This is a genomic window from Streptomyces sp. NPDC050439, assembly GCF_040655335.1.
Lineage (GTDB): Bacteria > Actinomycetota > Actinomycetes > Streptomycetales > Streptomycetaceae > Streptomyces.
Genome location: NZ_JBFAJT010000001.1, coordinates 1,426,000 through 1,452,371, shown reverse-complemented (window position 1 = coordinate 1,452,371; position 26,372 = coordinate 1,426,000). Strand labels below are relative to the sequence as shown.

At 71.9% G+C, this 26,372-nt stretch carries 19 protein-coding genes; 6 read left to right on the top strand and 13 right to left on the bottom strand.

What is annotated here, in order from left to right; genetic code table 11:
* Positions 1–18: 18 nt before the first annotated feature.
* Positions 19–1,641 carry a maltose/glucose-specific PTS transporter subunit IIBC gene (malX, locus tag AB0I66_RS06480; RefSeq protein WP_363206546.1) on the bottom strand — a complete coding sequence of 541 codons (1,623 nt, stop codon included), beginning with the start codon at positions 1,639–1,641 and terminating at the stop codon, positions 19–21.
* Between the two features lie 212 nt (positions 1,642–1,853).
* Between malX and AB0I66_RS06475 the strand changes: the two genes are divergently transcribed.
* The gene (locus AB0I66_RS06475) at positions 1,854–3,677 is read left to right on the top strand and encodes a glycoside hydrolase family 15 protein (protein WP_363206545.1); all 1,824 of its coding nucleotides are present in this window, start codon (positions 1,854–1,856) and stop codon (positions 3,675–3,677) included.
* Positions 3,678–3,686: 9 nt separating this feature from the next.
* On the opposite strand, the gene AB0I66_RS06470 is transcribed toward AB0I66_RS06475, so the two are convergent.
* The 7 genes from AB0I66_RS06470 to AB0I66_RS06440 form a co-directional block, all read right to left on the bottom strand.
* Entirely contained in the window at positions 3,687–4,421 is a 735-nt protein-coding gene (locus AB0I66_RS06470; RefSeq protein ID WP_363206544.1) for a class I SAM-dependent methyltransferase, read from the bottom strand.
* Positions 4,422–4,428: 7 nt separating this feature from the next.
* Positions 4,429–8,871, bottom strand: coding sequence for an aminotransferase class I/II-fold pyridoxal phosphate-dependent enzyme (locus tag AB0I66_RS06465; RefSeq protein ID WP_363206543.1), 4,443 nt, complete (start codon positions 8,869–8,871; stop codon positions 4,429–4,431).
* Between the two features lie 169 nt (positions 8,872–9,040).
* The gene (locus tag AB0I66_RS06460; protein WP_363206542.1) at positions 9,041–10,711 is read right to left on the bottom strand and encodes a right-handed parallel beta-helix repeat-containing protein; all 1,671 of its coding nucleotides are present in this window, start codon (positions 10,709–10,711) and stop codon (positions 9,041–9,043) included.
* Between the two features lie 5 nt (positions 10,712–10,716).
* Entirely contained in the window at positions 10,717–11,679 is a 963-nt protein-coding gene (locus AB0I66_RS06455) for a UDP-glucuronic acid decarboxylase family protein (protein ID WP_363206541.1), read from the bottom strand.
* Entirely contained in the window at positions 11,676–13,004 is a 1,329-nt protein-coding gene (locus tag AB0I66_RS06450) for a UDP-glucose/GDP-mannose dehydrogenase family protein (RefSeq protein WP_363206540.1), read from the bottom strand. Before AB0I66_RS06450 ends, AB0I66_RS06455 begins: the two co-directional genes overlap by 4 nt.
* Before the next feature lie 10 nt (positions 13,005–13,014).
* Complete coding sequence (gene galE / locus AB0I66_RS06445) at positions 13,015–14,079, bottom strand: UDP-glucose 4-epimerase GalE (RefSeq protein ID WP_363206539.1); 1,065 nt, start codon at positions 14,077–14,079, stop codon at positions 13,015–13,017.
* A gap of 6 nt (positions 14,080–14,085) precedes the next feature.
* Complete coding sequence (locus tag AB0I66_RS06440; RefSeq protein WP_363206538.1) at positions 14,086–15,915, bottom strand: glycosyltransferase; 1,830 nt, start codon at positions 15,913–15,915, stop codon at positions 14,086–14,088.
* A gap of 124 nt (positions 15,916–16,039) precedes the next feature.
* Between AB0I66_RS06440 and AB0I66_RS06435 the strand changes: the two genes are divergently transcribed.
* Entirely contained in the window at positions 16,040–16,753 is a 714-nt protein-coding gene (locus AB0I66_RS06435; protein ID WP_363206706.1) for a TetR/AcrR family transcriptional regulator C-terminal domain-containing protein, read from the top strand.
* A 26-nt stretch (positions 16,754–16,779) separates the two neighbouring features.
* Here AB0I66_RS06435 and AB0I66_RS06430 read toward each other — a convergent pair whose 3' ends face one another.
* The 3 genes from AB0I66_RS06430 to AB0I66_RS06420 all read right to left on the bottom strand — a co-directional run bounded on the left by AB0I66_RS06430 (position 16,780) and on the right by AB0I66_RS06420 (position 19,473).
* Positions 16,780–18,123: an aldehyde dehydrogenase family protein gene (locus tag AB0I66_RS06430; protein WP_363206537.1), complete on the bottom strand. Its 1,344-nt coding sequence runs from the start codon at positions 18,121–18,123 to the stop codon at positions 16,780–16,782.
* Positions 18,124–18,203: 80 nt separating this feature from the next.
* Entirely contained in the window at positions 18,204–18,773 is a 570-nt protein-coding gene (locus AB0I66_RS06425) for a helix-turn-helix domain-containing protein (protein WP_363206536.1), read from the bottom strand.
* Between the two features lie 4 nt (positions 18,774–18,777).
* Positions 18,778–19,473 carry a type 1 glutamine amidotransferase domain-containing protein gene (locus tag AB0I66_RS06420; RefSeq protein WP_363206535.1) on the bottom strand — a complete coding sequence of 232 codons (696 nt, stop codon included), beginning with the start codon at positions 19,471–19,473 and terminating at the stop codon, positions 18,778–18,780.
* 110 nt (positions 19,474–19,583) lie between these two features.
* Between AB0I66_RS06420 and AB0I66_RS06415 the strand changes: the two genes are divergently transcribed.
* Positions 19,584–20,552 (top strand): LysR family transcriptional regulator, encoded by a 969-nt coding sequence (locus AB0I66_RS06415; RefSeq protein WP_363206534.1) that lies wholly within the window; start codon positions 19,584–19,586, stop codon positions 20,550–20,552.
* 31 nt (positions 20,553–20,583) lie between these two features.
* Here AB0I66_RS06415 and AB0I66_RS06410 read toward each other — a convergent pair whose 3' ends face one another.
* Positions 20,584–20,976 (bottom strand): nuclear transport factor 2 family protein, encoded by a 393-nt coding sequence (locus AB0I66_RS06410; RefSeq protein WP_363206533.1) that lies wholly within the window; start codon positions 20,974–20,976, stop codon positions 20,584–20,586.
* 84 nt (positions 20,977–21,060) lie between these two features.
* On the opposite strand from AB0I66_RS06410, the gene AB0I66_RS06405 reads away from it, so the two are divergent.
* Together AB0I66_RS06405 and AB0I66_RS06400 are read left to right on the top strand one after the other, a co-directional pair.
* Entirely contained in the window at positions 21,061–21,654 is a 594-nt protein-coding gene (locus AB0I66_RS06405; protein ID WP_363206532.1) for a PadR family transcriptional regulator, read from the top strand.
* Positions 21,647–22,300 carry an HAD family phosphatase gene (locus AB0I66_RS06400; protein WP_363206531.1) on the top strand — a complete coding sequence of 218 codons (654 nt, stop codon included), beginning with the start codon at positions 21,647–21,649 and terminating at the stop codon, positions 22,298–22,300. Before AB0I66_RS06405 ends, AB0I66_RS06400 begins: the two co-directional genes overlap by 8 nt.
* 25 nt (positions 22,301–22,325) lie before the next feature.
* Here AB0I66_RS06400 and AB0I66_RS06395 read toward each other — a convergent pair whose 3' ends face one another.
* Positions 22,326–25,556: a cytochrome P450 gene (locus tag AB0I66_RS06395; RefSeq protein WP_363206530.1), complete on the bottom strand. Its 3,231-nt coding sequence runs from the start codon at positions 25,554–25,556 to the stop codon at positions 22,326–22,328.
* A 199-nt stretch (positions 25,557–25,755) separates the two neighbouring features.
* On the opposite strand from AB0I66_RS06395, the gene AB0I66_RS06390 reads away from it, so the two are divergent.
* On the top strand, positions 25,756–26,340 hold the full coding sequence (locus tag AB0I66_RS06390; RefSeq protein ID WP_363206705.1) for a PAS domain S-box protein: 585 nt from the start codon (positions 25,756–25,758) through the stop codon (positions 26,338–26,340).
* Positions 26,341–26,372 lie beyond the last annotated feature (32 nt).

The window sequence follows — 26,372 nt, the reverse complement described above, 5'->3', positions numbered from 1 at the left end:
GGAAGGGGCCACCACCGGTCAGCCCACCCGCACCAGCGACGCGATCGCGTCCTTCACCGACTGCACCTGCGGACCGATGATCACCTGCACATTGTGCGCGTCGAGCTTGATGACGCCGACAGCGCCGAGCTTCTTCAGGCGGGCCTCCTCGACCCGTCCGGCGTCCGCGACCGTCATGCGCAGGCGGGTGATGCAGTTGTCGAGGGTCTGGATGTTCTCGGCGCCGCCGATCGCCTCCAGGATCGCCACGGCGTCGTACTTCCCGGAGATCAGCTCACGCGGAGCCCCGGCCCCGGCCCCGTCCGCGGCATCTTCCTTTTCCTTGGCGGGCGCCCCCTCCTCGGCCTCCTCCGCCGGCTCCTCCCGCCCCGGCGTCTTGAGGTCGAAGCGCATGATGGCCCAGCGGAAGAGGAAGTAGTAGCCCGCGAACCACACCGCGGCGATGACGGGTATCAGGTACCACTTCGTGGTCGTGCCCTGAAGGACGCCGAAGACGAGCCAGTCGATGACATTGCCGTCGGTGTTGCCGATGAACACCCCGAGGACGGCGGCGGTGAGGAACCCGAGGCCGACCAGGACCGCGTGGATCAGGTACAGCCACGGCGCGATGAACAGGAACAGGAACTCCAGCGGTTCCGTGATGCCGCCGACGACACAAGCGACGACACCGGAGACCAGGAGCGCCTTGATCTCCGGTCGCATCTTCTTGTTCGCGCAGTGGTACATCGCCAGCGCCGCGCCCGGCAGCCCGCCGAGGTAGACCGCCATCTTGCCCTGGGAGAGGAAGTTCGTGGCGTCGGTGACCGCGTCACCGGGCGGGGTCGCGCAGTTGAGCTGGGCGTAGAAGAGGTTCAGCGCGCCGGAGACCTGATCGCCGCAGACCGCGCCGGAGCCGCCGACATCCGTGAAGCGGAACATCGCGACGAGGATGTGGTGCAGGCCGATCGGGCGCAGGAGCACCTCGCCCATGCCGAAGAAGAACGGGCCGAAGACGCCCGCGTGACCGATCGCGCGCCCGAGGTCCGATATCCAGCCGTTGAACGTCGGCCACACCAGCGGGATCAGCAGACCGAGCAGGCTGAGGACCAGCGTCGAGATGATCGGGACGAACCGCAGACCGCCGAAGAAGGCGAGTGCGTCAGGCATCCGCTGGGCACGAAAGCGCTGGTGGAGCACGCTGACAACGATGCCAACAGCTACGGCGCCGAGCAGTCCCGTATCGATGGACTGGATGCCGATGACGTCGGCGATGCCGTAGTGGGCGATGGCCTTCTCGTCCTCCAGGTCCACGCCCTTGGCGGTGAGGTAGAAGTTCACCGCCAGGTTCATCGCTGCGTAGCCGACGAAGCCGGAGAACGCCGCGACACCCTTGTCCTCGCGGGCAAGCCCCAGCGGGATGGCTATCGCGAACATCACGGGGAGGAACTTGAAGGCGACGAGGCCGGTGCTCGCCATCCACGTGAAGACGAGATGGAAGCCCTCGCCCTGGAGGAAGGTGAGGTTCTCGGTGACGGCCTCGCTGGAGAGCGACGAGCCGATGCCCAGCATGATGCCGCAGAACGCGAGCAGGGCCACCGGGAGCATGAACGTCTTGCCGAGGCCCTGGAGGAATTCCCAGAGCGCGGACTTGGTCTTCTGCATGTGTGGGGGTCTTTCGGGCCTGAGCGGGGGCGAACTCGATCGATCCGCCCAGGCGGATGAGATCACAGCGGCTCGTGGGCTGTCCATGGCCGTTGCACATGGTGTTCGTGGCGCCCGGGGCCGGGCCTGAGACCTGGCCGGAGACCAGGCCCGAAGGGCCCGTCCGCCGTACAATGGAAGAGCGGCAATGTGCACGACGGCGTGACTCGATCATGAACGCTCGCATCGAGGACTACGCCCTCATCAGTGACCTGGAAACCGCTGCCACGCTCGGCAGGGACGGGTCGATCGACTGGCTCTGCCTGCCGCGCTTCGACTCCCCGGCCTGTTTCGCCGCGCTGCTCGGCACGGCCGACAACGGCTTCTGGCGGGTTTCCCCCGTCGGCGCGGGACCGTGCACGCGGCGGGCCTACCGCCAGGACACCCTGGTCATGGACTCCCACTGGGAGTGCCCGACCGGTGCCGTGCGCGTCACGGACTTCATGCCTCCGCGCGCGGGGCTGCCCTGCATCGTGCGCGTCGTCGAGGGCCTGTCCGGCGCCGTCGCCATGCGCAGCGAACTGCGGCCGCGCTTCAACCAGGGCCGCGTCGTGCCGTGGGTGCGCCCGCAGGAGCACTGCACGGTCGCCGTGGCCGGGCCCGACTCCCTCTGGCTGAGCGCCGACGGCCCGATGGAGATACACACCGGCCTCCACGACTCCACCGCCCACGACCCGGGGGCAGGCGACACCAGTGCGCTGGACTTCACCGTCTCGGCGGGCCAGCGCCTCGCGCTGCAACTCGTCTGGGCCCCCTCGCACCTGCCCGAACCGCCCGAGCCCCTGCGGGTCCCGGCGGAGACGGCGCTGAAGGCGACCGGCGACTTCTGGCGGCGCTGGACCGCCAAGTGCCGCTACCAGGGCCCCTGGCGGGAAGCGGTCACCCGCTCGCTGATCACGCTGAAGGCCCTCACCTACGCGCCCACGGGCGGCATCGTCGCCGCACCGACCACCTCCCTCCCCGAGTGTGTCGGCGGCGAACGCAACTGGGACCACCGCTTCTGCTGGCTGCGCGACTCCACGCTCACCCTCTCCGCCCTGCTGCGCAGCGGCTACCGCGACGAGGCGACGGCCTGGCTCGACTGGCTGATGCGTGCCGTGGCGGGCGGCCCCGCCGATCTCCAGGCGGTGTACGGCGTGGGGGGACAGCGGCGGCTGCCGGAGGCCGAGGCTCCCTGGCTCTGCGGCTACGAGGGCTCGCGGCCCGTACGGTTCGGGAACGCCGCGGCCCATCAGCTCCAACTGGACGTCTACGGCGAGGTACTCGACACGCTGTATCTGTCGCTACGGGCGGGAATCCCGATGCAGCCCCACCTGTGGAGCCTGGTGGAATCCCTGATGAGCCACCTGCGAGAGCACTGGCACGAGCCGGACCAGGGACTGTGGGAAGTCCGCGGCGCGGGGCGGCAGTTCGTCCACTCCAAGGTCATGTCCTGGGTCGCGGCCGACCGTGCCCTGCGCATGGGCGAGATGCTCGGCAGGAACGAGTCCGCGGGGGAGTGGCGAGCCATGCGGGACGCGGTGCACAGGGAGGTGTGCCGCGAGGGGTGGGACGAAGGGCGGCGGACCTTCGTGCAGTCCTACGGATCGCCCGCCCTCGACGCTTCGGCCCTGCTGATCCCCAAGGTCGGCTTCCTGCCCGCCGACGACCCGCGGGTGCACGACACCGTACGGGCGATGCGGGCCCTGGACCATCACGGGTTCGTGCGGAGGTACGGCCACGACGGGCCGGGTGCCACCGACGTGGACGGCATGCGGGGCCGCGAGGGCACCCTCGTGGCGTGCTCCCTCTGGTACGCCGACGCGCTGGCGGCCACCGGCCGGCTCACGCAGGCGCGGGAGACCTTCGAACGTGTCCTGGACGTACGCAACGACGTGGGCCTCCTCGCGGAGCAGTGGGACCCGGACAGTCACCGCCAACTGGGGAACGCACCGCAGGCGTTCAGCCACATCGCCCTGGTGGAGACGGCGTTCGCGCTGCAGGAGGCGGGCGCCTGAGGGTGCCGCTCATGCCCGCCGCGCTGCCGTGAGCAGCACCATCCCGGAGTCCCCGTAGTCCGGCAGCGTCGGGTCGGCGTCGATCCGGGTGACCGCGAGGTGCTCGGTGAGCGGGGCGAACACCTCGGTGACGACGGCGGGGTTCACCGGACAGCCGGGCCACCGCGACGCGAGCCCGATGCGGTACGTCGGCATGTTCTCCATGAACGCCGCGACGAGATGGCCGCCCGGGGCGACCGAGCGCACGAAGCGATGGCAGAAGTCCGTGAACTCCGCGAAGTCCTCGGTGACGCCCTCGGCGACGAAGTTCATCGACGCGATGTCGTACGTGCCGGGCTCCAGCGCCCGGATGTCGCCGTGCACGACGCGCACGCCCGCGAGAGCCTCCCCAAGCGTGGGCGGCAGCTCCGGGTTGAGGCGGCGGCAGAGCGCGTGGAAGGGCAACCAGCTCGCGTCGGGGGCCTGTTCGAGCTGCCGGGTCAGATAGGCGACCCCCGCGGCGCTCGCCTCGACGGCGTCGATGCGGCGGCTCGCGGCGGCGGCCATCATCAGCGGATAGAGGTTGGGACCCGCCCCGAACTCCAGGGAGCACGCGGCGCTCGCCCGGCCGAACCGCCGGTAGAAGGCGGAGTGGTGGGCGATGACCGCGGCGTCGGACGGATGCAGCTCGCGGTAGTTCTCGCCGAGGTAGTCCTGGACGGGCCAGCTGTCCCAGTCGACGTCGTCGTTACGGGTCGGGGCCATGGCGGTGTCAGCTCCCCGGCCGCAGCGGGAAGCGTTCGGACAGGTGCGTCAGGGCGGTGTTGAGGCGGTCGACGTCGTCGTCGGAGTTCAGGGCCGTGAGCTGCACACGGAAGCCGACGCGGTCGCGCGGCACGAGCGGATAGGCCGCCAGGGTCACATAGATGCCCTGCTCCCACAGGAAACCGGCGACCGCGTCCAGGTCCGACGCGTCGGCCAGGGGGATCTCCACGATCGGCAGCTGGTCGGAGTTGAGCGTTCTCACGCCGAGCCCGGCCACGTGGTCGAGCACCCGGACGGTCTTGCGGTGCAGGTCGGCGCGGATGGCGTCGCCGCGCCGGTCGTTGACCTCCAGACCGGCGAGCGCGGTCGCCAGCGAGGCCGTGGGCGAGGGCCCGGAGTACAGATAGGGGGCGGCGGCCACCTTCAGGTGGTCCTTGAGCCAGGGCGGCAGCGCGAGGAAGGCGAGGAGCGAGGAGTAGGCCTTGGAGAAGCCGCCGACAAGGACGATGTTGTCGTACGTCTCGCCCGTGTGCCGCACGACGCTGTTGCCGCGGGACCCGTAGGGGCACGGCTCGTCGGGGCGCCGCTCCCCGATGACGCCGAACCCATGGGTGTCGTCGATGTAGAGGGTGGCGCCGAAGTCCCGGCAGATCGCGGCCAGTTCGGGTACATCGGCGATGTTCCCGCTCATGCTGTTGACGCCGTCGAGGCAGACCAGGCGGGCCGAGCCGCTCGGCACCGCCCGCAGCAGGGCGGCCAGTTCGTCGGGCCGGTCGGCGTGGAAGCGCCGCAGCGTGGCGCCCTGCCCGCGGGCGGAGACGCAGCCGTCGTACACCGTGCGGTGGGCCGCGGCCTCGACGAAGACGTGCCCTTCGCCGGCCAGGACGGGGATGACCGAGGCGTGGATCAGCGTGGCCGTCGGCAGCAGCAGGGTGTCGGGCGCCCCGAGCAGCGCGGTGAGCCGCTCCTCGATCTCGGTGTAGAGGCGGGGGCTGCCCAGGAGCCGCGACCAGCTGGGGTGGGTGCCCCAGCGGCGTACGGCGGGTTCGATGGCGTCGATGACCTCGGGATCGCAGTCGAGGCCCAGGTAGTTGCAGGAGGCGAAGTCGATGAGCCAGTGGTCCCCGCTGCGGATGTGCCGGCCGCGGACCTCGTCGAGGACGCAGTCGCTCATCGGGCTGGTGCGCCGCAGATGGTCGAGTTCGCCCCAGCGCGGATCACGCCGTACCCCCACGAGTCCGGTGTCCGTTTCGGTCATGGCGCTCTCCCTCTCCGAGGAGGTCGGGGCAGGCTCGGCGGGTGGGTCGATCACGGCGGCAGGGGCGGCAGGATGCGCAGGGGCGGCCCGGCGGTCACGTCCGGCGTCAGGGTCCCGGGTGACACCGTCGAGCCCCCGGCGCCGGCGCAGGAGCCGTTCGCCCTGCTCGGCCGTCAACGGCCGGGCGAAGAGATAGCCCTGCCCGAAACCGCAGCCCATCCCGGCCAGCAGATCCCGTTGCGCGGACTGCTCGATGCCCTCGGCGATGACCTGGAGGCCCATCGTGTCGGCGAGATGCACGATGCCCTCCACCAAAGCGAGCTGCCGGGCGTCTTCGGCGATGTCGTCGATGAACGACTTGTCGATCTTGAGTACGTCGACGGGGAACTCGCGGAGGTAGCGCAGCGAGGAGAATCCCGTGCCGAAGTCGTCGACCGCGATCCGCACGCCGAGATCCTTCAACGCCTGCATGACCGCCTGGATCTGACCGTCACGCCGCATCAGCACGGACTCGGTGAGCTCCAACTGCAGGGAGCCCGGTGCGAGTCCGGGCGTCTCCAGGGCGCTGCGCACCTCGCCGAGGAAGCCCGGGTCGCGGAACTGCCGCGCGGACACGTTGACGCTGATGTACGGGCGCCGGTCGCAGGCGGCGCCCGCGCTCTGCAGACCCGCGGTGTCCGCGGCGGCGCTGCCGAGGACCCAGGCGCCGAGCGGCGTGATGTGCCCGGTCTCCTCGGCGAGCGGGATGAACTGCTGCGGCGGCACCAGACCGCGCCGGGGGTGCGGCCAGCGGGCCAGCGCCTCGAAGCCGACGATCTCGGCGGCGCGCGGGGCGCCGCCCGCCGGGGCGCCGTTCGCGCTGATGTCGACGACGGGCTGGTAGCGCAGCGCGAACTCCTCGTCGGCGATCGCCCGGTCCAGACTCGCCTGCAGGTCGTGCCGCTCCCGCATGCGTACGTGCAGCCCCTGCCGGAAGCGGCGCCACTGACGCTTGCCCGCGGCCTTGGCCGCGTACAGGGCGAGGTCGGCGTGGGCGAGGAGTTCCTCGGCGCCGGCGCTGTCCACGGCGGTGGCCACGCCCACGCTCGCCGAGACGCTCACGCTGTCGCCGGACAGCTGGAACGGCCTGCTGAGCGCCTGCACCACCTGCGCGGCCAGGATCTCCGCGTCGACGGGCTCCTTGGCGTCCTCCATCAGGACGGCGAACTCGTCGCCGCCGAGGCGGGCCGCGGTGTCACTGCGTCGCAGCGAACGCGAGACACGGGACCCCACGGCGGCGAGGAGCCGGTCGCCGACGGAGTGCCCCAGCGTGTCGTTGACGACCTTGAAGTCGTCGAGGTCGATGAAGAGCACGCACGTCAGCGTCGACTCCCTGCGGCCGCGCAGCAGCGCTCGCTCGATGCGCTCCAGGAGCAGCGTCCGGTTGGGTAGACCGGTCAGCGCGTCGTGGAAGGCCCGCTGGGTCAGCTCGTGCTCCAGCTGACGCTGCTCGGTCACGTCCCGCAGGGTGACGACGAGTCCCCGCACGGTCGGGTCCTGCCGCAGGTCGCTGCACCGCACCTCCACCTCGATGCGTCCGCCGCCCCGCGGCATCCACCAGTAGTCGTGGGGTTCCTGCTGCCCGCCGCCGCGCATGGCCGCGAGGACGCGCGCGGCCCGGTCCCTGTCCCGCGGGTCCACCAGTTCTGGCAGCTCCGCCCCGACCAGCCGGATGTCCCCGAAGACGGCCTGCGCGGACGGGCTCGCGTACCGGACGGTGTCGTCGTCGTCCACGATGAGGATGACGTCGGAGGCGTTGCGCACCAACGTACGGAAGTACGCCTCGCTCTCGCGCCGGATGATCTCCTGCCGGAGCGCGATGCGCTCCTTGGCCAGGCCCGCGTGCGAGGCGAGGATCTCCAGGGAGCCCCAGATCTCGGTGAGCTGCTTCTCGGAGCCGGAGGCGATCAGCACGCCCGGCGGGTCGTCCCCGGCCGGTCGGTCGCGCTGGATCATCGGGCAGACCAGGGCGCTCTGCGAGGCATCGAGGCGGGCGGCGATCTCCGGGCCCAGGGCGGCGGGCCGGACCAGACGCGTGCGGCGCAGGTCCAGGGCGGCGTAGGGGAAGGGCGGGGAGTCGCCCGCCTCCAGGAGCAGGGTCCCGGGCCGGGCCCCCGGCCCGGACAGCGCGGCGACCGTCGTCTCGCAGGTCGCGATGATCTCGTTGGTCGTGATCGCGGCCACCAGCGACGCGGCCGCGCCGCGCAGCGCGAGTTCACGGTCCACGGCCTTGCGGTGCGCCACGACCATGCCCGCGAGCCGCAGGATCACCAGGAGGAACAGGGTGCCGGAGAAGGCGGCGATGACGGCCGCGTCATGGGCGCTGTCGAGGAGCGCCTCCACGAGCAGGATCGCGGGCGCGATGAGTGTGGCCGCGGCGAGCAGCACGAGCCTGCGCGGCGGCGGGAGCAGGGTCTGGCGCTGATGCGTGTACGCGGTCAGCTCCACCATCGAAGGGTGCAGCGCGGCGAGGCCCCACGCCGTGTAGAAGACGATCCAGCCCAGGTCAAGGAGCGTGCCGGTATGCCACAACCCGTTGAGCTGGAGAATCCCGTACGCGATGTCGAAGGCGAGCAGGGTGGACGTGCCGAGCACGAGCAGGCGTACGGCGGGATTGTGGCCGGTCACGAAGCCCGGCGTGAGCAGCCGCGCGAGGAGGGCGAGGACCAGCACGTCGCCCAGCGGGTAGGCGATGCTGATGGCGCGCTGCGCCCAGGTCAGGCCCTCGACCTCGGTGAGCGGCTGGACGAGGTAGACCCATACGGGCAGCGCGAGCCCACCGGTGATGATCAGCGCGTCGAGCAGGCTCGGCAGGTCACGGCCCGCCCAGCGGTAGCGCACGAGCCCGAAGAGGCCCACGGCGAGCAGCGGATACACCGCGAGGTAGGAGGCGTCGGCCGGGGAAGGGAAGGGGTTCGACGCCTGGAAGTACTGCTCGACCACGTTGTAGTACGTGTCTCCTGCCGCGAACGCGAGCAGCCCCGTCGCGAGCACGCACCACGGCCAGCGGTGCGCGGGCCGGTGGACGTACACACCGATGAGGACGGCTGCGACACCGCCGAGACCGATGAGTGCCCAGAGCGCGGCACGCAGGCCAGGGACCGTCATGTAGACGGCGGTGAGGGCGACGACCAGGACGACGTAGGCGGCCATGAGCCGCTGCGCGCGGGGTGGGTCCCGAGGGTTTGACCGAAGCAATGGCAAAGCGCCTCCCTGCGTGGCAGGGACAACCGGCCGCGCATCACGCGTCCACCTGGGGTCTCGCTGTATCGATCGTAGGCATGGCCCGTGGGCGCCTGCATCTTCGGCCCGCCGGGTCGCCTCAGTCCGGCGCGGGCAGCGCGGCCCCGACCGGCGGAGGCGTGCCGACGGCCCGGCCGAAATAGTCGACGGAACCGGGGTCGACGCCGAACAGCTTGCGCAGGTCGAGCCCCTTGTCCGCGAGGGCGCCGCAGTCAGGGGCGAGCAGGTGGGCGTCACCGGGGGAGTCGACTGCGGGCAGCTCGCCGCCGGAGAGGCAGGGGTCGACGGTCAGTCCGACGGACCGTCCGTCGAGGCGTTCCTGGCCGGTGGCCGCGCGCCAGGCGGCGAGGCCGGTGTAGGCGTGGTCGCCCCACTGCACGGTCCACTGGCCCTTCGGTGCGCGGTAGTTGTTGCCCTGGACCAGGGCGTTCTCGGCGGTGAGGCCCCGGTCCACCAGGGCGAGCGGTGAACCGTCGGTGACGAAGGTGTTGTTGCGGACGGTGACTCCCGTCTCGCCGTCCATCAGACGCAGGGCGGGACCGCTCTTGCCGTTCTCCAGGGCCGTCATCACCACGGTGTTCTGGTAGATCCGCAGGTTGCGCACGTCGTGTCCGTAGACGGCGAGTCCGCCGAAGCGCGGCAGCTTGCGGCCGTCGTCGGAGGTGAGGTTGTAGCGGATCGTGTTGTCCTTGTGCGCGCCGTTCGCCTTGCGGGTGTATGCGTAGAAGCCCGGGCCGTCGTTGTGGAACGCCAGGTTGTACTGCATCGTCGAGTCCGAGACGTTCTCGTCGAACCCGAACCCGGCGCCGTCCACCTTGGAACCCGTGTGGTTGCGGTAGGCGGTGTTGTGCTCCAGGAGCACGTCTTTGGCGTCGTACGCCCAGATGCCCACCGGTCCGGAAGGTGCCTCGCCGGACGACGTGGACCCGTTGTCGTGCGCGCTGGAGTCCCGCACCGTGGCGTCACGCACGGCGCCGAGGATGATGCCGTCGCCGGTGTGCCGGTCGTCCGCGTCCAGATCACCGGTGTTCCGGTACGCGTCGACGTCCGAGATGGTGAAGTCCTGGTGTGCATAGGCGGGTTGGGACGGCTCGAACGCGGGGCCGTACGTCAGGAGACCGGCGTCCTTGTTGCCGTGCAGCTTCGCCTGACGGATCGTCACGTCCTTGAAGCCGTTGCCCTTCTCCACGCCGCCGACCGCGATGCCCACCTGGAAACCGGAGACGGTGACGCCGGAGACCAGGACACCGGTGAGCTTGCCGCCGCCCGGCCGGTCGGCGTAGAGGTTGATGCCGCCGTCGCGGGCGTAGGCGGCGCGGTCCCCGGTGACCTTGAGGTCGCGGATCTCCACGCCCGCCGTGTTGTGCACGGAGATGCCGGGGGAGCCCTCGGCATCGACCGTCGCCCGGCCGTCGCCGTACGAGCCGACCACCACGGGCCGGTCCGCGCGGCCCGCCTCGGCGCTGTTCAGGGTGATGGTGCCGGTGAACCGTGCGCCGCCCTCAAGGAGCAGCCGGTCGCCCGGTTCGAGCGCCACACGCTCGGCGCGGGCGAGGGAACGCCAGGCCTGCCCCGGCGAGGAACCGTCGTTCTGGTCGTCGCCCCGCGGGCTGACGTAGTACGTCTGGGACGTCGGCGCGTAGTGCGGGGTGGCCGCACAGCCGCTCGCGCCGAGCAGCACGATCGCGGCGATGAGGACGCCGGGGGCGGTGCGGCGCCCGGCGGCGGGCGGTGCGGCTTTCCCGGGCATGGTGATCAGGCCTCCACGGGCACCCGCGCGGGCCCCGGCGCGGACCGCGCGGTGAACCACGCCACCGTGTGCCGAAGGCCCTCGTCGAGCGGGACGCGCGGCATCCAGCCGAGCTGCTCCACGGCCCGGTTGATCACCGGGCGGCGGCGGGTCGGATCGTCGACGGGCAGGGGGCGGCAGACGATCCGCGAGGGTGATCCGGTGATGTGCAGGACGAGTTCGGCCAGTTCTCGGACGGTGCGCTCGCTGGGGTTGCCCAGGTTGACCGGGCCGCCGCGGTCACTGTCGAGCATCGCGACGAGGCCCCGGACGAGGTCGTCGACGTAGCAGAAACTGCGGGTCTGGCTGCCGTCGCCGTAGAGCGTCAGCGGCCGGCCGGCCAGGGCCTGGCGGACGAAGGTGGACACCACGCGTCCGTCGTGCGGCCGCATCCGCGGCCCGTACGTGTTGAAGATCCGTACGATGCCCACGTCCACGCCGTGGCTGCGCCGGTACGCCATGGCCAGCGCCTCGGCGAACCGCTTGGCCTCGTCGTAGACGCTGCGCGGGCCCACCGGATTGACGTGGCCCCAGTACTCCTCCGGCTGCGGGTGGACCTCCGGGTCGCCGTAGACCTCGCTGGTGGAGGTGAGCAGGAAGCGGGCGCCGTGCCGCTGGGCCAGGCGCAGGGCGTTCTCGGTGCCGCGGCTGCCGACGGCCAGGGTCTCCAGGGCGAGCCGGTGGTAGTCCGGCGGCGAGGCGGGGCTCGCGAGATGGGCCACGGCGTCCACGGGACCCGGCACCTCGAACGGCGTCGTCACGTCGGCCCGGACCAGCCGGAAGCCGGGCGCGTCGCGCAGGTGGGCGACGTTGCGCGGTTCACCGGTGCTGAAATTGTCCAGGCAGTAAACCGCGTCGCCTCTGCGCAGCAGGGCCTCGCACAGATGGGAGCCGACGAATCCGCCGCCGCCCGTCACCACGACCCTCATGACGCACCTCCGGCGGAGAGCCGCGGGCGGCCCGGTGCGTGCACGGCCCAGCCGGCCGCCGACCAGGACCGGACGTCCAGGCTGTTGCGGGCGTCCAGGAGCACGGGGGAGCGCACGAGGGCGGCGAGCGCCGCGGGGTCGATGTCCCGGTACTCGGGCCAGTCGGTGAGATGCAGGACCAGGTCGGCGTCCTCGCACGCCTTGTCGATGTCCAGGGCGTAGGCGAGATCGGGGTGGGTCTCACGCGCGTTGTCGATGCCCTGCGGGTCGTGCACACGGACCGTGACGCCCTGCTGCTGCAGGGCCGCCGCCACGGCCAGCGCGGGCGAGTCGCGGACGTCGTCGCTGCCCGGCTTGAACGCCGCGCCGAGGACCCCGACCCTGCGGCCGGTGAACGAGCCGCCGAGGAGCCGGCGTGCCCGGTCGACGGTCCGCGAGCGCTGCCGGGTGTTGATCCGGTCGACCTCGTGCAGGAACACCACGGCCTCGCCCGCGCCGATCTCCTCGGCACGGGCGGCGAAGGCCCGGATGTCCTTGGGGAAGCAGCTGCCGCCGAAGCCGAGCCCCGGTGCGAGGAAGCGGGGGCCGATCCGCGAGTCCGCGCCGATGGCCTCGGCCAGGACCGACGCGTCGGCGCCCGCGGCGTCGCACACCTCGGCCATGGCGTTGATGAAGGAGATCTTGGTGGCGAGGAAGGAGTTCGCCGCCACCTTGACCAGTTCGGCGGTCGCCGGGTCGGTGCTGAAGAACGGCACTCCGGCGCGGATCATGGGCGCGTAGACCGCCCGTAGCACCCCCTCGGCGCGGCGCGAGGTCACGCCGACGACGAGCCGCTCGGGCCGCATCGTGTCCTGGACCGCGGACCCCTCGCGCAGGAACTCGGGGTTCCACGCGACCTCCGTGCCGGGGGCCGACGGCGCGAGGCGCTCGGCGAGCCGGGCGGCCGTGCCCACCGGCACGGTCGACTTGCCCACGACCAGGCTGCCCGGCCGCAGATGCGGGGCCAGGCCGTCCACGACGGCGTCCACGTACCGCAGGTCGGCGGCGTGGCTGTCGGGGCGCTGCGGGGTGCCCACGCACACGAAGTGTGTCCGGGCGAACGCGGCGCCCTCTTCGAGCGAGGTGGAGAAGCGCAGCCTGCCCGACGCGACGGTCCTCGCGAGCAGTTCGTCCAGGCCGCTCTCATGGATGGGCGCATGTCCCTCTGCGAGGGTGGCAACCCGGTCGGCATCGATGTCGATGCCGAGGACCTCGTGACCGATGTCGGCCATGCAAGCGGCGTGCACCGTCCCGACGTACCCCGTCCCCATCACTGTCATCCGCATGGCGCTGCTCCTAACGGTCGTTGCGCTTGTTGCCGGGGCGCCGGCCGGAACCGGCGTATCCATGGGGGTTGAGCTGCTGGAATCGCCATGCGTCGCGGCACATCTCGGGCAGTCCGCGGCTGGGGCGCCAGCCCCAGGCGCCCGCCACCGCGCGCGCGTCGGCGACGAGTTCGGTCACGTCGCCTGGGCGGCGCGGCATGATCTGGTACGGGATGGCCCTGCCGCAGGCCGCGCCGAACGCGGCGATGACGTCGAGGACCGAACGGCCGCTGCCGACACCGAGGTTGAACACCCGCAGGCCCGGCCCGTCGGCGAGGTGGTCCAGGGCGATGCGGTGCGCCTCGGCGGTGTCCATGACGTGGAGGTAGTCGCGGATCGCGGTGCCGTCGGGCGTGGCGTAGTCGTCGCCGAACACGGGGAGCCGCTCGCGCCGCCCGACGGCGACCTGCGCCACGTAAGGCATCAGATTGTCGGGGACGCCGCCCGGGTCCTCGCCGAGCAGCCCGCTGGGATGGGCGCCGACCGGGTTGAAGTAGCGCAGGGCGAGGACCGTGAACTCGGGGCAGCGGGCGCACACATCGGCGAGCACCTGCTCGCAGATCCACTTGGACGCCGCGTACGGATTGGTGGGCCGGGCGGGCGTGGCCTCGTTGAGCGGGCCTCGGCCGGCGTCGCCGTAGACCGAGCAGGACGAGGAGAACACCATCTGGTGCACGCCGTGTTCCTGCATGACCCGCAGCAGGGCGGTCGTGCCGCCGACGTTGTTGTCGTAGTACTGGACGGGCATCCGTGTCGACTCGCCCACGGCCTTGTGCGCGGCAAAGTGCACGACGGCGTCCACGGAGTGGCGGTCGAAGACGGCCGACAGGGCGCGCCGATCACGGATGTCCAGTTCATAGACGGCGCCGACGAAGCGGTCGGCGATCCGTTCCACCCGCGTGAAGACCTGCGGGGTGCTGTGGGAGTAGTCGTCGATCACGATCAACTCGTAGCCGTGGTCGAGGAGTTCGACGCAGGTGTGGCTGCCGATGAAGCCCGCGCCGCCGGTGACGAGGATGGTGGAGGGTGCGCTCATGTCAGTTCACCGGCCCAGGACGGCGGCGGCGTACGCCGGGAAGAAGACGGTGGCGGTGGCGACCGGCAGTGACACCAGCACGCCGAGGGCGACCGGGAGCCGTGCGGTCGACAGCGCGTGGCCGAAGGAGACGTCCGCGGCCCGTGCCGCCTCCCGCACATGGAGCAGCGGGACGGCGAGGGCGACGACGGCGTAGGTCGTGGCGGCGAGGAGGCACAGGAAGACATATCCGGCCGAAGGGCTCGTCAGCTCGCCCACCAGCGCGACGCAGGACAAGGAGGCCGCGAGGACGGCGAACGGCAGGGTGAGCCTGGCGGGCAGCTGCCGCGGTCCGCCGCTCTCCTTGGGCGTGACCTTGAAGGTCACCGGCCGCGGTCGCAGTTTCTGCGCGACGGCGCCGAGCAGACCCAGGATGACGAAGGGCCAGCGCGCGAGCGCGAACAGCCAGGTCTCCCAGCTGATCACCGGCGCGGTGCGCGGGCGCAGCATTCCGCGGCGGCGCATCAGGTACAGGGTCAGGAGCAGCCACACGGGCATGGACCAGAAGTGGGCCAGGAAGTCGAGGTAGTTGACGTTCATCCACGGCAGCCCGGTGAGGACGGCGATCGGCGGGAGCGTCAGGCCCGCGGTGATCATCAGGCCGAGGAGCGGATAGTAGGCAAGGGCGTACGAGAAGCGCAGCCGCAGCACGAGGGGCAGCCGTCGCAGATGGCGCGGCAGCAGGCCCAGGAGCATCGTGGTCAGGCTCCGCGACCACTGGTACTCCTGCGTGATCATGTCCGCGAAGGTGAGGGGCCCGTCCCCGTGGGCCTCGGCGTCGATGGCGAACGCCCCGTGCCAGCCCGCCGAGTTGAGCAGGTACGTGGTGGAGAAGTCCTCGGCGAGCTCCGGGCCGAGACCCCCGATGTCCCGCAGCGCGCGGGTGCGCACGGCGTAGTGGGAGCCGATGCACATCGGGGCGAGCCCGTCGCTGTGCCCCAGCTGCACCGCGCCGTGCCAGACGGCCTCGCGGTGCAGGCGCCCGCGTGCCGCCCATGACACCGCGCCGTTGGCGTCGCACATGCTGGGTGCGGCGACGTATCCGATGGCGGGGTCGTCGAAGGGGCGGACCATCTCGGCGAGGTAGGTCGCCGCGGGCACGTGGTCGCAGTCGAGCTGGGCGACGACGTCGTAGCGGCCGTAGCCCCAGTTGTCGTAGAAGTAGGCGAGGTTGCCTTCCTTGCAGCGGGTGCGGCGCGGCCAGTCGCTGCGGTGGTACAGGAGCACGCCGCGTCGGCAGGACATCCGTACCCGGTGCGTGCGGCACCAGGCGATGATCTCGTCGGTGGGGTCCTCGTCGCACAGCCACACGTCGTAGGGGTGCGGGAAGTCCTGCGCCAGCATCGCCTCCAGCGTCTGCCGGGCGGTGGGCCACGGCTCGGAGGGGGCGCGGGTCACGGCGAAGGCGACCGGGAGCGCGGGGACCGGGAGCTCCGGGTCGACGCGGCGCAGGCGGAGCGCGGTGACGAAGAAGTAGCAGGGCAGGCCGGTGAGGTACAGCAGCAGCGCACTGTTGACGATCAGCCCCGCCCACCCCACGCGATGCTCCGGCTGCAGCCACCAGGACCAGAACCACGCGAAGCTCAGCGCCCAGCACACGGCGATCACCATGAGGGCGGCCCGGTCGCGCCGGGGGAGCGCGGGCACGAAGGTCGTCGGCCGGACGCGGCGCACCGGGAACGGATGCCCGAAGACGGGGCCGCCGGCGGTGACGCGGACGACGTTGCCGTCCGACATCCGCGCGAGATCGCGCTCCACCTGGACCAGATCCGCCGACATCGGCTCGCTGTGCGTCATGGCGCGACGCTCCTGAGAGGTCGAAACGCTGTACGCTGACTATGTACGTTTACGTCGTATATGTACGACTTTGCACCCGATGCTCTCTGTGGTCAAGGGGGCCGAAGAGGCGGAGGTGGCGGACATGCCGCACGGCGAAGAAGCGCACCCGGCCCAGGGGCGGCGTGCCAGTGACCGTGGGCGCTACGGACGGCTCAGCAGGGAACGCGTCCTGGCCACGGCTCTGGAGATCGTCGACCGCGACGGGCTCTCCGGCCTGAGCATGCGCAAGCTCGGCGCGGAACTGGGCGTGGAGGCGATGGCCCTCTACCGGTACGCGGCCGGCAAGGGCGCCCTCCTGGACGGCCTGGTCGAGGCGTTCTACCAGGAGCTGGAGGACGGACTGGCCGGGCAGCCCCAAGTCGCGGACTGGAGAGGGGAGTTGCAGCGCATCGCGCTCGCCACCCACGGGGTCGCGCTGCGGCACCCGAACATGGTCCCGCTGCTCGCCACCCGCCTGTTGTCCACCCCGCTGGCCCGCCGCCCGGCGGCCGTCCTGCGCGGCGACGAACGCGTCCTGGCCCTGCTCCACGGCGCGGGGCTGGGCGACCGCCGCACGGTGGAGGTGCACCGGGCGTTCACGGCGTGGCTGCTCGGCTATCTCCTCGTGGAACTGCGGGCCATGGACGACGCGCCCGGCGAACCGGACCCGGCCTTCCGGCTGGGCCTGCACCGCATGCCCGCGCAGGAGTTCCCCCGACTGCGGGCCACCGCGCTCTCGCTGGACGGGCGCGGCGGCCCGGAGCAACTCGCCGCGGGGCTCGACGCGTTGCTCGGCCCGGCGGACCCGCGGTCATGAGACCGGGGGCGCGGACGCCGACGGAGTCAGGCCAGCGGAACGTCGAGCCGCGCCTTGCGGTGGCTGAACGTGGCGATGGAGTGCGGCCCGTGGTAATTGCCGACACCGCTCTCGCCGACTCCGCCGAACGGCAGCTCGGGGACGCGCAGATGAGCCATCGGAAGACCGAAACCGAGGCCGCCCGACGACGTCTCCGCGGCGAGCCGCCGCCGGGTGGTCTCGCTCTCGGTGAAGCCGTAGAGGGCGAGCGGCTTGTCGCGGTCGTTGATGAACGCGATGGCCTCGTCGAGTCCCCCGACGTTCACGATCGGCAGTACGGGACCGAAGATCTCCTCCCGCATCACCGGCTCGTCCGGCTTCACGTCGGTGAGCACGGTCGGCGCGATGTAGACGTCGTCGCGGTCGCTCTGCCCGCCGAACGCCGTCGTCCCGGAGCCGAGGAGCGCCGAGACCCGGTCGAAGTGCCGCTCGTTGACGATGCGTCCGTACGCCTCCGAGGACTTGGGGTCCGGTCCGAACACCCGCTCCACGGCGGTGCGCAGCTCCTCGGCGAGGGCGGGCGCGGTGTCCGGGTCGGTCAGGACGTAGTCGGGGGCCACGCATGTCTGGCCGGCGTTGCGGAACTTGGACTCGGCCAGGCGGGTGGCGACAGCGGCGAGATCGACGTCCCGGTCCACGAACACCGGTGACTTGCCGCCGAGTTCGAGGGTGACCGGCGTGAGGTGCTCGGCGGCGGCGCGCATCACGATGCGGCCGACGGCGCCGTTGCCGGTGTAGAAGATGTGGTCGTACCGCTGGGCGAGCAGCGCGGTGGTCTCGGGCACACCGCCCTCGACGACGGCGACCGCCTCCGTGTCCAGGTACTCGGGGATGAGACGGGCGATCAACCGCGAGGTGGCCGGTGTGACCTCACTCGGCTTGAGGACAGCGGTGTTGCCCGCGGCCAGAGCGCCCACGAGGGGGACGAGCAGCAGCTGCACGGGGTAGTTCCACGGCGCGATGATCAGGACGGTGCCGAGCGGCTCGTACTGCGTGCCGGCCGTGGAGCCCTCGGGCAGTCCCGCGAGGGCGCCGGGCGCGAGCGGCTGCGGGCTCAGCCACTCCTCCAGATGGGCCAGCGTGTGGTCGATCTCCCGTACGGGGAAGTCGACTTCGGCGGTGTAGGCCTCGGTGCGGGGCTTGTGCAGATCGGCGTGGAGGGCGTCCGCGATGTCCTCGCGGTGCTCCGTGAACAGGGAGCGCAGCTGGGTGAGCTGCTCCTCGCGCCAGGCAAGGGGCCGGGTGCGGCCGGTGGCGAAGGTGGCACGGAGCCCTGCGACGAGATCTTCGGGGGCGAGGGCTTCGGGGGCGAGGGTTTCGGAGCTGGGCATGAGGGGTCTCCTGGGGATGTCTCAGGTGGGGCTGTACATGGGGGCGGGAGGGAGGGCAGGGCAGGGAAGGGAAGGGCGGGTCAGGCGGTCGGCGGCGGGGCGACCGGTGTTCCGAGCAGCCCGGTCAGGAGCGCGTCCGTGGCGGGGCCGAAGAGCTCGCGGCCGTCGGGCACGGACTCCAGGCCCATGACCAGGGCGATGCAGATGTCGGCGGCCTCGGCGGGCTCCACCGCGGCCGGGGTCCCCGCCTCGGCGAAGAGGTCGATGAGCAGGCGCCGCAGCGAGCCGGTGAAGCCGTCGCAGATGTCGCCGAAGAGGCGCGCCTTCGCGTCGAGCAGCTCGGCGGAGTGCGGCGAGTCCCCGGCCAGGCGCAGGACGAGGTCGAGCTTTGCGGCGAGGACCCCCCGGACACGCTCGGCGGCGGAGGTCTCCTCGGCCGCCGCCTGCCGGGCCCGCGCGAGCGCCTCGGAGTGCAGACGCTCGGCGAGCTTGCGGAAGGCGTCGTCCTTGTTGCGTACGTACTGGTAGACCGCTGACCGGGACACGCCCATCGTGGAGGCGATGTCGTCCATCGTGGTGCGCCGTACGCCGTACCGCGTGAGGGAGTCGTAGGTGGCGTCGAGGACCTCTTCGAGCCGGTCGTTGCCCATGAGGTCAGGCCAGCTTCTTGAGCAGCTCATCCGCCAGGGGAGCCGAGGACGCCGGGTTCTGGCCGGTGACGAGGTTGCGGTCGACGACCACCTTGGGGGCCCACGCCTCGCCTTCCCGGAAGTCGACGCCCGCCGCGACGAGCCGGTCCTGGAGGAGCCACTTGGCCTTGTCGGCGAAGCCGGACTGCGTCTCCTCGGCATTGGTGAAGCCGGTCAGCTCGTACCCCGCGAACGCGTTGGAGCCGTCCTCCTTGGTGGCCGCGAGCAGAGCGGCGGGCCCGTGGCAGACGACGCCGAGCGGCATGCCGATCTCCAGCGCGGAGCTGAGCAGCCTGCCCGACTCGGCGTTGACGGCGAGGTCCTCCATGGGGCCGTGGCCGCCGGGGTAGAAGACCGCGGCGTACTCGGCGAGGTCGACCTCCTCCAGCTTGACCGGCTGCAGGAACTCGGCGATCTCCGCGAGGGTGGTGGCGATCTTCTCTGCGCCCTCCTCGCCGCCGTTGAACTCGGGCGCGAGGCTCGCCTGGTCGACGGTCGGCACGACGCCGCCCGGTGTCGCGACGACGATCTCGTGCCCGGCGGCCTTGAAGCGTTCGTACGGCGCGACGGCCTCCTCGGCCCAGAAGCCGGTCGGGTGCTGGGTTCCGTCAGCCAGCGTCCAGTGGTCGGCGCCGGTCACGACGAACAGGATCTTGGACATGGTGTCCTCTCCGAGGCTGGAATCTCTGACGTTCTGTGCTCAGAGCGTCAGGTGGTGCTGTCCTCGAAGGTAGGTGGGGGCGCCCAACGAAATCCAATAGGCTGACCCATATGGGAGATAGGAATTCCAATGGATCGGCGGGAATAGCCACGACGGGCACGGGCACGGGTGCCGGGCCGCTGGACCTGAACCTGCTGCGCACGTTCCTCGCCGTGTACCGGTCGGGTTCCTTCACCGCCGCGGCCCGGGTGCTCGGCCTCTCGCAGCCCACCGTCACCACGCAGATCAGGGCCCTGGAGCGGCAGGTCGACCGGGAGCTCTTCGAGCGGCTGCCCCGCGGCGTGGCCCCCGCGCCGTACGCGGACGCGCTCGCCGCCCGGATCGTCGATCCCCTCGACGCCCTCGCCGCGGTCACCGGACACGGCGGCCCCCTCGACGGCGCCCCCGCCGAGCCCGTCCATCTGGCGGGCCCGGCGGAGATGCTCTGCCACTGCGCGCTGCCCGCCCTTGCACCGCTGGTCGAACAGGGGGTCAGACTGCGCGTGACGACGGGCCTGACCGACCGGCTCCTGGACGAGCTGCGGGCGGGACGGCACGACCTGGTGATCGCCACGGCCCGCCCCCGCGGACGCTCCCTGAGCTCGGTGCCGCTGGCGGACGAGGAGTTCGTCCTGGTCGCGGCCCCCGCGTGGGCCGAGCGCGTCGGCGGCAGCACGCGGGTCGCCGCGGACGGCCCCGGGGTGCTGCTCGGCGTCCCCCTGGTGAGCTACGCAGATGACCTGCCGATCGCCCGCCGCTACTGGCGGCACGTCTTCGGCAAGCGGCTGGCCTGCGAGGCCTCCGTCACGGTCCCCGACCTGCGCGGCGTGCTCTCGGCGGTCACCGCGGGCGCGGGCTTCGCCGTACTGCCCCGCTACCTCTGCCGTGACGCCCTGGCGGCCGGCGCGCTGACCCTCCTGCACGACCCGGAGGACGCCCCGATCAACACCGGCTTCCTGGTGCGCCGCCCCGGGTCCGCGGACAACCCGCACGTCGCCCTCGTGCACGACCACCTGATCCGGTCCGCCCGCGCCTGGTAGGCACGTGCCCGGCAGGCGCGCGCCGCCCCGCTTAGGCGCCCGCCGCCTCCTGGGTGATCCGGTCCCACTGGGCGCCCATGGCCGCCGCGAGCGCCTGCGCGCCCGACAGGGGGCGGACCATCACCATGAACTCGTCGATCAGGCCCTCCTCGTTCACGTGCAGGAAGTCGCAGCCGGTGATCTGCCGGTCGCCGACCCGTGCCTCGAAGACGAGCGCGGAGTCCCGGCCCCCGGCGTCGTTGATCTCGCGTACGTACCGGAAATCCTCGAAGACCCGTGTCACGCCGCGCAGGATCGCGGCGGTCGTCGCCTTGCCCGGGTAGGGGCGGAACACGACCGGACTGGAGAAGACCACGTCCTCGGCCAGGAGCGCCTCGATGGCCGCGTGATCGTTGGCCTCGACGGCCTTGCGGAAAGCCTGCATGCCCACACCTCGCAGGTAAGCGTTGATAGTCAACTTGTTGAGTAGGTGCAAGGGAGAGTAATCACATCGGTGTACGGTGTCCAGATGTCTCTGAAGTACGCGGTGCTCGCGGCGCTCCTGGAGGGCGAGTCGTCCGGCTACGACCTGGCCAAGATCTTCGACGTCTCCGTGTCGAACTTCTGGTCCGCGACTCCCCAGCAGCTCTACCGCGAGCTGGAGCGCCTCGCCGCCGACGGCCTGATCGACGCACGCGTGGTGCAGCAGGAACGCAGGCCGAACAAGCGGATGTTCACGCTCACCGACACCGGCCTGCGGGATCTGCACGCCTTCGCCGCCGAGCCGCCCCGGCCCATCGCCATCCGGGACGAGCTCATGGTCAAGGTGCAGGCCATGGACGGCGCCGACCCGGCAGCGACCCGCGCGCTGATCGAGGAGCGCATGGAGTGGTCACGGGGCAAGCTCGCCCGGTACGAACGTCTGCGCCTGCACCTCCTCGGCGGCCGCGAGGAGGAGACGTACCTACGGGAGGCCGAGCGCGTCGGCCCCTACCTCACGCTCATGGCCGGCAGATCCCTGGAAGAGTCGAACCTGCGCTGGGGCGAGCGGGTCCTTGAGATCCTCGACCGACGATTCGAGTACGCCGCCAAGGGCGGGACCTCAGGAGGCAGCCATGGATGAAGTGCTCGAGGTGAGGGCGGAAGGCCCACCGCGCGCGGTGCTCACCGACTTCGGCGGGGTGCTGACCACCAGCGTGCTCGACTCGTTCCGCGCCTGGTCCACGCACGTGAGCGACGATCCGCTCCTGATCGAGCGGCTCTTCCGCGAGGACACGGAGTCCTCGGCGCTCCTGGTGGAGCACGAGTGCGGGCGCATGAGCGAGGCCGAGTTCGAGCGGGGCATCGCGGGGCGGCTGCGCGAGAAGGGCGTGGACGTCGAACCCGCGGGCCTGGTCACCGCGATCGGGGCGGGGATGCGGCCGGACGAGACGATGCTCGCGGCGCTGAGCGGGCTGCGCGCCCAGGGCGTGCCGGTGGCGATCGTGTCGAACGCCCTCGGCGACGACTGCTATCAGGGCTACGACCTGGACGCGCTCGCGGACGTCGTGGTGATCTCCAGCCGGATCGGCTCCCGCAAGCCGGGCCGCCGTATCTACCGCACGGCCTGCGATCTCCTCGGCGTGGACCCGTCCGCCTGCGTCATGATCGACGACCTGGAACACAACCTGACCGGCGCGGCCCGCCTGGGCATCAGGGGCCTGCACCACATACACAGCGACGAAACGGCCCACGCCTTGCGGGAGTTGTTCCCCGCAGACCCGGCGTGAGCCGCCCCTCCCCGCGTCGCGTTCCCTAGCCCGCCGCGTACACGTCCTCCACGTAACGCCCCTGCGCGGTCAGTTCGTCCAGCCAGCGGGCGGAGTCCTCGGGCGTGGCCCCTGCTGTGCGCTCCCGGTGGAGCGCGCGCAGGGCGTCCCGTACGCCCGGAGCCATGCGGGAGCCGTCGCCGCACACGTACACCCGGGCTCCGGCGGTCAGCAGGGCCCACACCTCCTCGCCCTCCGCCGCGATGCGGTGCTGGACGAAGGCCGCCCCGTCCACGGGGGCGGCACTGAAGGCGGGGCGCAGCGAGACCGCCCCGGCGGCCTCAGCGGCGCGCAGTTCCGCCGCGTGCAGGAAGTCGGCGTCCGGGTGGTCGCAGCCGAAGTAGCAGAGCGCGGGCGGCAGTTGGGTGCCGGACGCGATCAGGGCCGTACGGTCCGCGATGGTCCCGCGGAACGGAGCGAGGCCGGTGCCCGCGGCGACCATGATGACGGGCGCGCTGTCCGCGTGGTCGATGCGGAAGGCCTCGCGGCAGGGCTGGACCCTGGCCAGGACGGTGTCGCCCGGCCGTACGCCGTTGAGGTGACCGGAGCCCGTCCCGCGGTAAAGCCGTCCGCTGCCCGAGCGGGCCGGTGCCTCCAGGAGGGAGACCATCAGGTCGGCGTGGCCGGGCTGGGTGCCCGGTGACGAGGACACCGAGTAGTGGCGGGGCCGCAGCGGCGTGAGCACGTCGAGCAGCCGCGGCCACTCCAGGGCCCCGCGCAGCGCGGGGCAGGCCTCGACCAGTTCGAGCAGCGTGCGTCCGTCATCCGCGCGGGCCCCGGCGTCGGCGGCGAGGGCCGCGAGCTCGGCCCGCTCCGGCGGGCAGGGATTGGCGGCGGCGAGCACGGCGAGCTGCTCCGCGGTGGGACGCCCCTGCAACTCGACGTGCTGGGCCAGCAGTTGACGTGCCGTCAAGGGACGGTCGACGGCGAGGCCGTCGCGGCGCGGACGGCTCGCGCGGATGTCGAGGACGGCGTCCAGGTCCACCCCGAGGGCGGCGGCGGCCCGCTCGACGAGCGCGGGGTCGTTGACGGGCAGCACGGTGAGGTGATCGCCGGTGCGATAGGTCATGTCCTCGGGCAGCGCGAGGCGTACGAAACGCTTCGTGCGGGGGTACCCGGGCGCGGTGAGGTCCTGGGCCTCGGTGACCGTCATCGGGACGAGACCGTGCCGCGCGGCGAGCGCGTCCAGCGGGCCGCCGGTCAGCTCGCGGACCTCGTACGCGTCCGAGGAGGCCGTGGCATCCGGAGCCTCACGCGCGTCGGGATCGCCGTACTCCTCCAGGAGAGCCCTGCGCAGCCGCGCGGTGAACTCGCGTACGGTGCCGCCGAGATCACCCGAGGCGTCGGCCGCCGTACGCTCCAGGAGCCGGGTGCCGCCCAGCTCCGCGAGCCGCTCGTCGATGCGCGTCGGGACGTGCTGGTACGTGGCGGCCCAGTTGCGGTCGCCCACGCCGAGGACCGCATAGGTGACGCTCTCGGCGGCGGCCTGCGGGGCGCCGTCCAGCCAGGAGGCGAACGCCGTGGCGTCGTCGGTGGGCCGGCCGTTGTAGGAGGCGGCGGTGATGATGACGGGGCGGTCGGAGGGAAGGGCACCGGCGTACTCGTCCAGCGGCGCGACCTCCGTCGAGCAGCCCACCGAGGCGGCTTCGTCGGCCAGTTGGGCCGCGAAGTCCCGGCAGGTCCCGTAATTGCTGCCGTGCAGGAACAGCGCGCGGGTGCCGGGCACGACGCGCGCGGGCAGGGCGGCGGCGTCCGGATCCGCCGCGGCGGGGGCGGCCGTCACGCCCGGCAGCTCGCCGTGCACGCGGTCGGCGGAGGTGCGCGGCGTCAGCGTGAGCGTGAAGCCGTCGGGCTTGAGGGTGAGCGTCTCCTTCACGGTGAGCCGGTAGTCGGCGTGATCGTGCAGCCGGTAGCGATGCACCAGCATCCCGAGCAGCATCGTCGCCTCGTGCAGCGCGAACTGCCGCCCGATGCACGCCCGTTCACCAGTCCCGAACGGCTTGAACGCGTGCGGGGAGCGCGCGGCCTCCGCCTCGGCGGTGAAGCGCGCCGGGTCGAAGAGCTCCGGGTTGTCGCCCCACACGGGCTGCCGGTGCAGCATCGGCGTCAGGACGGTGACGCCCTGCCCCTCGCGCAGCGGGATGCGGCCGCCGAGGAGGGTGTCCTCGCGGGCGTGGCGGCCGAACGCGGCGGCCGTCGGCCACAGCCGCAACGCCTCGTTGAGGACCTGCCGGGTGTACGTGAGCCGCCCGACGTCGTCGAAGGTCGGCTCCGGATCGGCGGCGTCACCCCACAGGGCGTCGACCTCGCGCCGCACGAGGTCGAGGACGGCGGGGTGCTTGGCCAGGTAGTACAGCGCGAACGACATCGCGCCGGACGTCGTCTCGTGCCCCGCGATCAGGAAGGTGATGACCTGATTGCGGATGTTGGCGGTGTCCAGCTTCGTGCCGTCACCGGGGTGCGTGGCGCTGAGCATGAGCCCGAGCAGGTCCTCGGCGGGCCCCGCGCCGGGCGTGCCGCCCTGCCGCGCGGAGATGACCTCGTCCACCACCTGCGCCAGATAACCGGCGTCCGCCCGGAAGGCCGCGTCCGCCGCCGTGTGGTCGCTGCCCGGCGTACGGCTCAGCCGCGTCATGCTCCACTCCAGACAGCGCACCATGGCGTCGACGAAGGGATGCGGCTCGGCCCGCTCGAACGAACCGAAGTCGTAGCCGAAACCGGCGAGCCCGATCGTGTCCAGGGTCATGCGGGTCATGTCGCCCGGCACGTCCACGGGACGCCCGTCGCGCGCGCCCCGGTCCCAGGACTCGACGAGCCGCCGGGCGACGCGCAGCATCATCGGGTGGTACGTCCGCATCGACCCCATGGCGAACGCGGGCATCAGGATGTCGTGCGCGCGGGCCCAGTTGGGCTCGTCGTTGTACGCGGTGAACAGACCGTCGGCGGTGAACTCGCGCACGTTCTCCAGGGCGGGCCCGACATGCTTGGCGAACCGGGTCTCGTCGGCGAGCTCGGTCACGAGATCGAGATCGCTCACGAACAGCGCGTCGCGGCCGTGCAGCCGCCGTCGCACCACGGGCCCGTGCCGGCGGACCAGCTCCATGACCTGCTGCAGTGGGGTGGTCCCTGGCCCGGTGGCCGAGATGTCGATCAGCGGCACGCCGTCGAGGCCGGAGCCGGCGTCCTGGGGGAGCGGTGCGGTGGTGGTGGGGGGCATGGCGTGACAACTGCCTTTCGCCGTACGGAAGTCACTCCTCACCAGCTTGATCGCCGGTCCCCGCAGGTCCGCGCCGTGCCACTACATGATTGTGTAGTGGGGAACGACGTCCTGCTCTTGACTGCCCCGAACCCGACTGCCCTGCCGGAAGGAGTCGCCCGTGGACTCCACGGACTCCGTGCTGTGGCGCAACCGCGCCATGACCCTCTTCGACCGCATCCCGATGCCGATCGCGGTGTGCGACGCGAACGGGGCGATCATCCTCGCCAATCCGGCGATGACGGCGGAATGGGGCGCGACCTCCGGCTCCCTGCGCGGCCGCAACGTACTGGAGCTGTTCCGCCCCGAGGAGAAGACGCAGGTCCTGCGGATCGCCGAGGCCGTGCGGCTCGGGCGCCGCTCGCGCTACCCCGTCGCGGTGCGCTGGGACGCGGCCGACGGGACGCGCCGCCACGGCGAGCTGACGGCGGAGCCGGTGAGCGACACGGCCGACGCGGTCCCCGGGCTCCTGGTGCTGCTGCGCGTCCTCGGCGAGGAACACGCCCCCGCTCCGGAGCCGCCCACCCAGACCGCCACCGCGGCCGAGGCCCGCATTCTGGCCCTGCTCGCCGGCGGCGCCACCACGGCTCAGGCGGCCCGCGGAACCGGCCTCACCACGGACGGCGTCACCTACCATCTGCGCCGTCTGACCAAGCGCTGGGGCGCGGCGAACCGTACGGAACTGGTGGCGCGGGCGTACGCGCTGGGGGTGCTCGCCCCGGGGGTGTGGCCGCCGGTCGCGTGACCGGGCCTGCCGGGGGAGTGGCCCCTCCTGGG

Excerpts from the sequence above, each read along its gene's own strand:
- malX (WP_363206546.1), bottom strand. The coding sequence starts at position 1,641 with ATGCAGAAGACCAAGTCCGCGCTCTGGGAATTCCTCCAGGGCCTCGGC.
- AB0I66_RS06475 (WP_363206545.1), top strand. The coding sequence starts at position 1,854 with ATGAACGCTCGCATCGAGGACTACGCCCTCATCAGTGACCTGGAAACC.
- AB0I66_RS06470 (WP_363206544.1), bottom strand. The coding sequence starts at position 4,421 with ATGGCCCCGACCCGTAACGACGACGTCGACTGGGACAGCTGGCCCGTC.
- AB0I66_RS06465 (WP_363206543.1), bottom strand. The coding sequence starts at position 8,871 with ATGGCCGCCTACGTCGTCCTGGTCGTCGCCCTCACCGCCGTCTACATG.
- AB0I66_RS06460 (WP_363206542.1), bottom strand. The coding sequence starts at position 10,711 with ATGCCCGGGAAAGCCGCACCGCCCGCCGCCGGGCGCCGCACCGCCCCC.
- AB0I66_RS06455 (WP_363206541.1), bottom strand. The coding sequence starts at position 11,679 with ATGAGGGTCGTGGTGACGGGCGGCGGCGGATTCGTCGGCTCCCATCTG.
- AB0I66_RS06450 (WP_363206540.1), bottom strand. The coding sequence starts at position 13,004 with ATGCGGATGACAGTGATGGGGACGGGGTACGTCGGGACGGTGCACGCC.
- galE (WP_363206539.1), bottom strand. The coding sequence starts at position 14,079 with ATGAGCGCACCCTCCACCATCCTCGTCACCGGCGGCGCGGGCTTCATC.
- AB0I66_RS06440 (WP_363206538.1), bottom strand. The coding sequence starts at position 15,915 with ATGACGCACAGCGAGCCGATGTCGGCGGATCTGGTCCAGGTGGAGCGC.
- AB0I66_RS06435 (WP_363206706.1), top strand. The coding sequence starts at position 16,040 with ATGCCGCACGGCGAAGAAGCGCACCCGGCCCAGGGGCGGCGTGCCAGT.
- AB0I66_RS06430 (WP_363206537.1), bottom strand. The coding sequence starts at position 18,123 with ATGCCCAGCTCCGAAACCCTCGCCCCCGAAGCCCTCGCCCCCGAAGAT.
- AB0I66_RS06425 (WP_363206536.1), bottom strand. The coding sequence starts at position 18,773 with ATGGGCAACGACCGGCTCGAAGAGGTCCTCGACGCCACCTACGACTCC.
- AB0I66_RS06420 (WP_363206535.1), bottom strand. The coding sequence starts at position 19,473 with ATGTCCAAGATCCTGTTCGTCGTGACCGGCGCCGACCACTGGACGCTG.
- AB0I66_RS06415 (WP_363206534.1), top strand. The coding sequence starts at position 19,584 with ATGGGAGATAGGAATTCCAATGGATCGGCGGGAATAGCCACGACGGGC.
- AB0I66_RS06410 (WP_363206533.1), bottom strand. The coding sequence starts at position 20,976 with ATGCAGGCTTTCCGCAAGGCCGTCGAGGCCAACGATCACGCGGCCATC.
- AB0I66_RS06405 (WP_363206532.1), top strand. The coding sequence starts at position 21,061 with ATGTCTCTGAAGTACGCGGTGCTCGCGGCGCTCCTGGAGGGCGAGTCG.
- AB0I66_RS06400 (WP_363206531.1), top strand. The coding sequence starts at position 21,647 with ATGGATGAAGTGCTCGAGGTGAGGGCGGAAGGCCCACCGCGCGCGGTG.
- AB0I66_RS06395 (WP_363206530.1), bottom strand. The coding sequence starts at position 25,556 with ATGCCCCCCACCACCACCGCACCGCTCCCCCAGGACGCCGGCTCCGGC.
- AB0I66_RS06390 (WP_363206705.1), top strand. The coding sequence starts at position 25,756 with ATGACCCTCTTCGACCGCATCCCGATGCCGATCGCGGTGTGCGACGCG.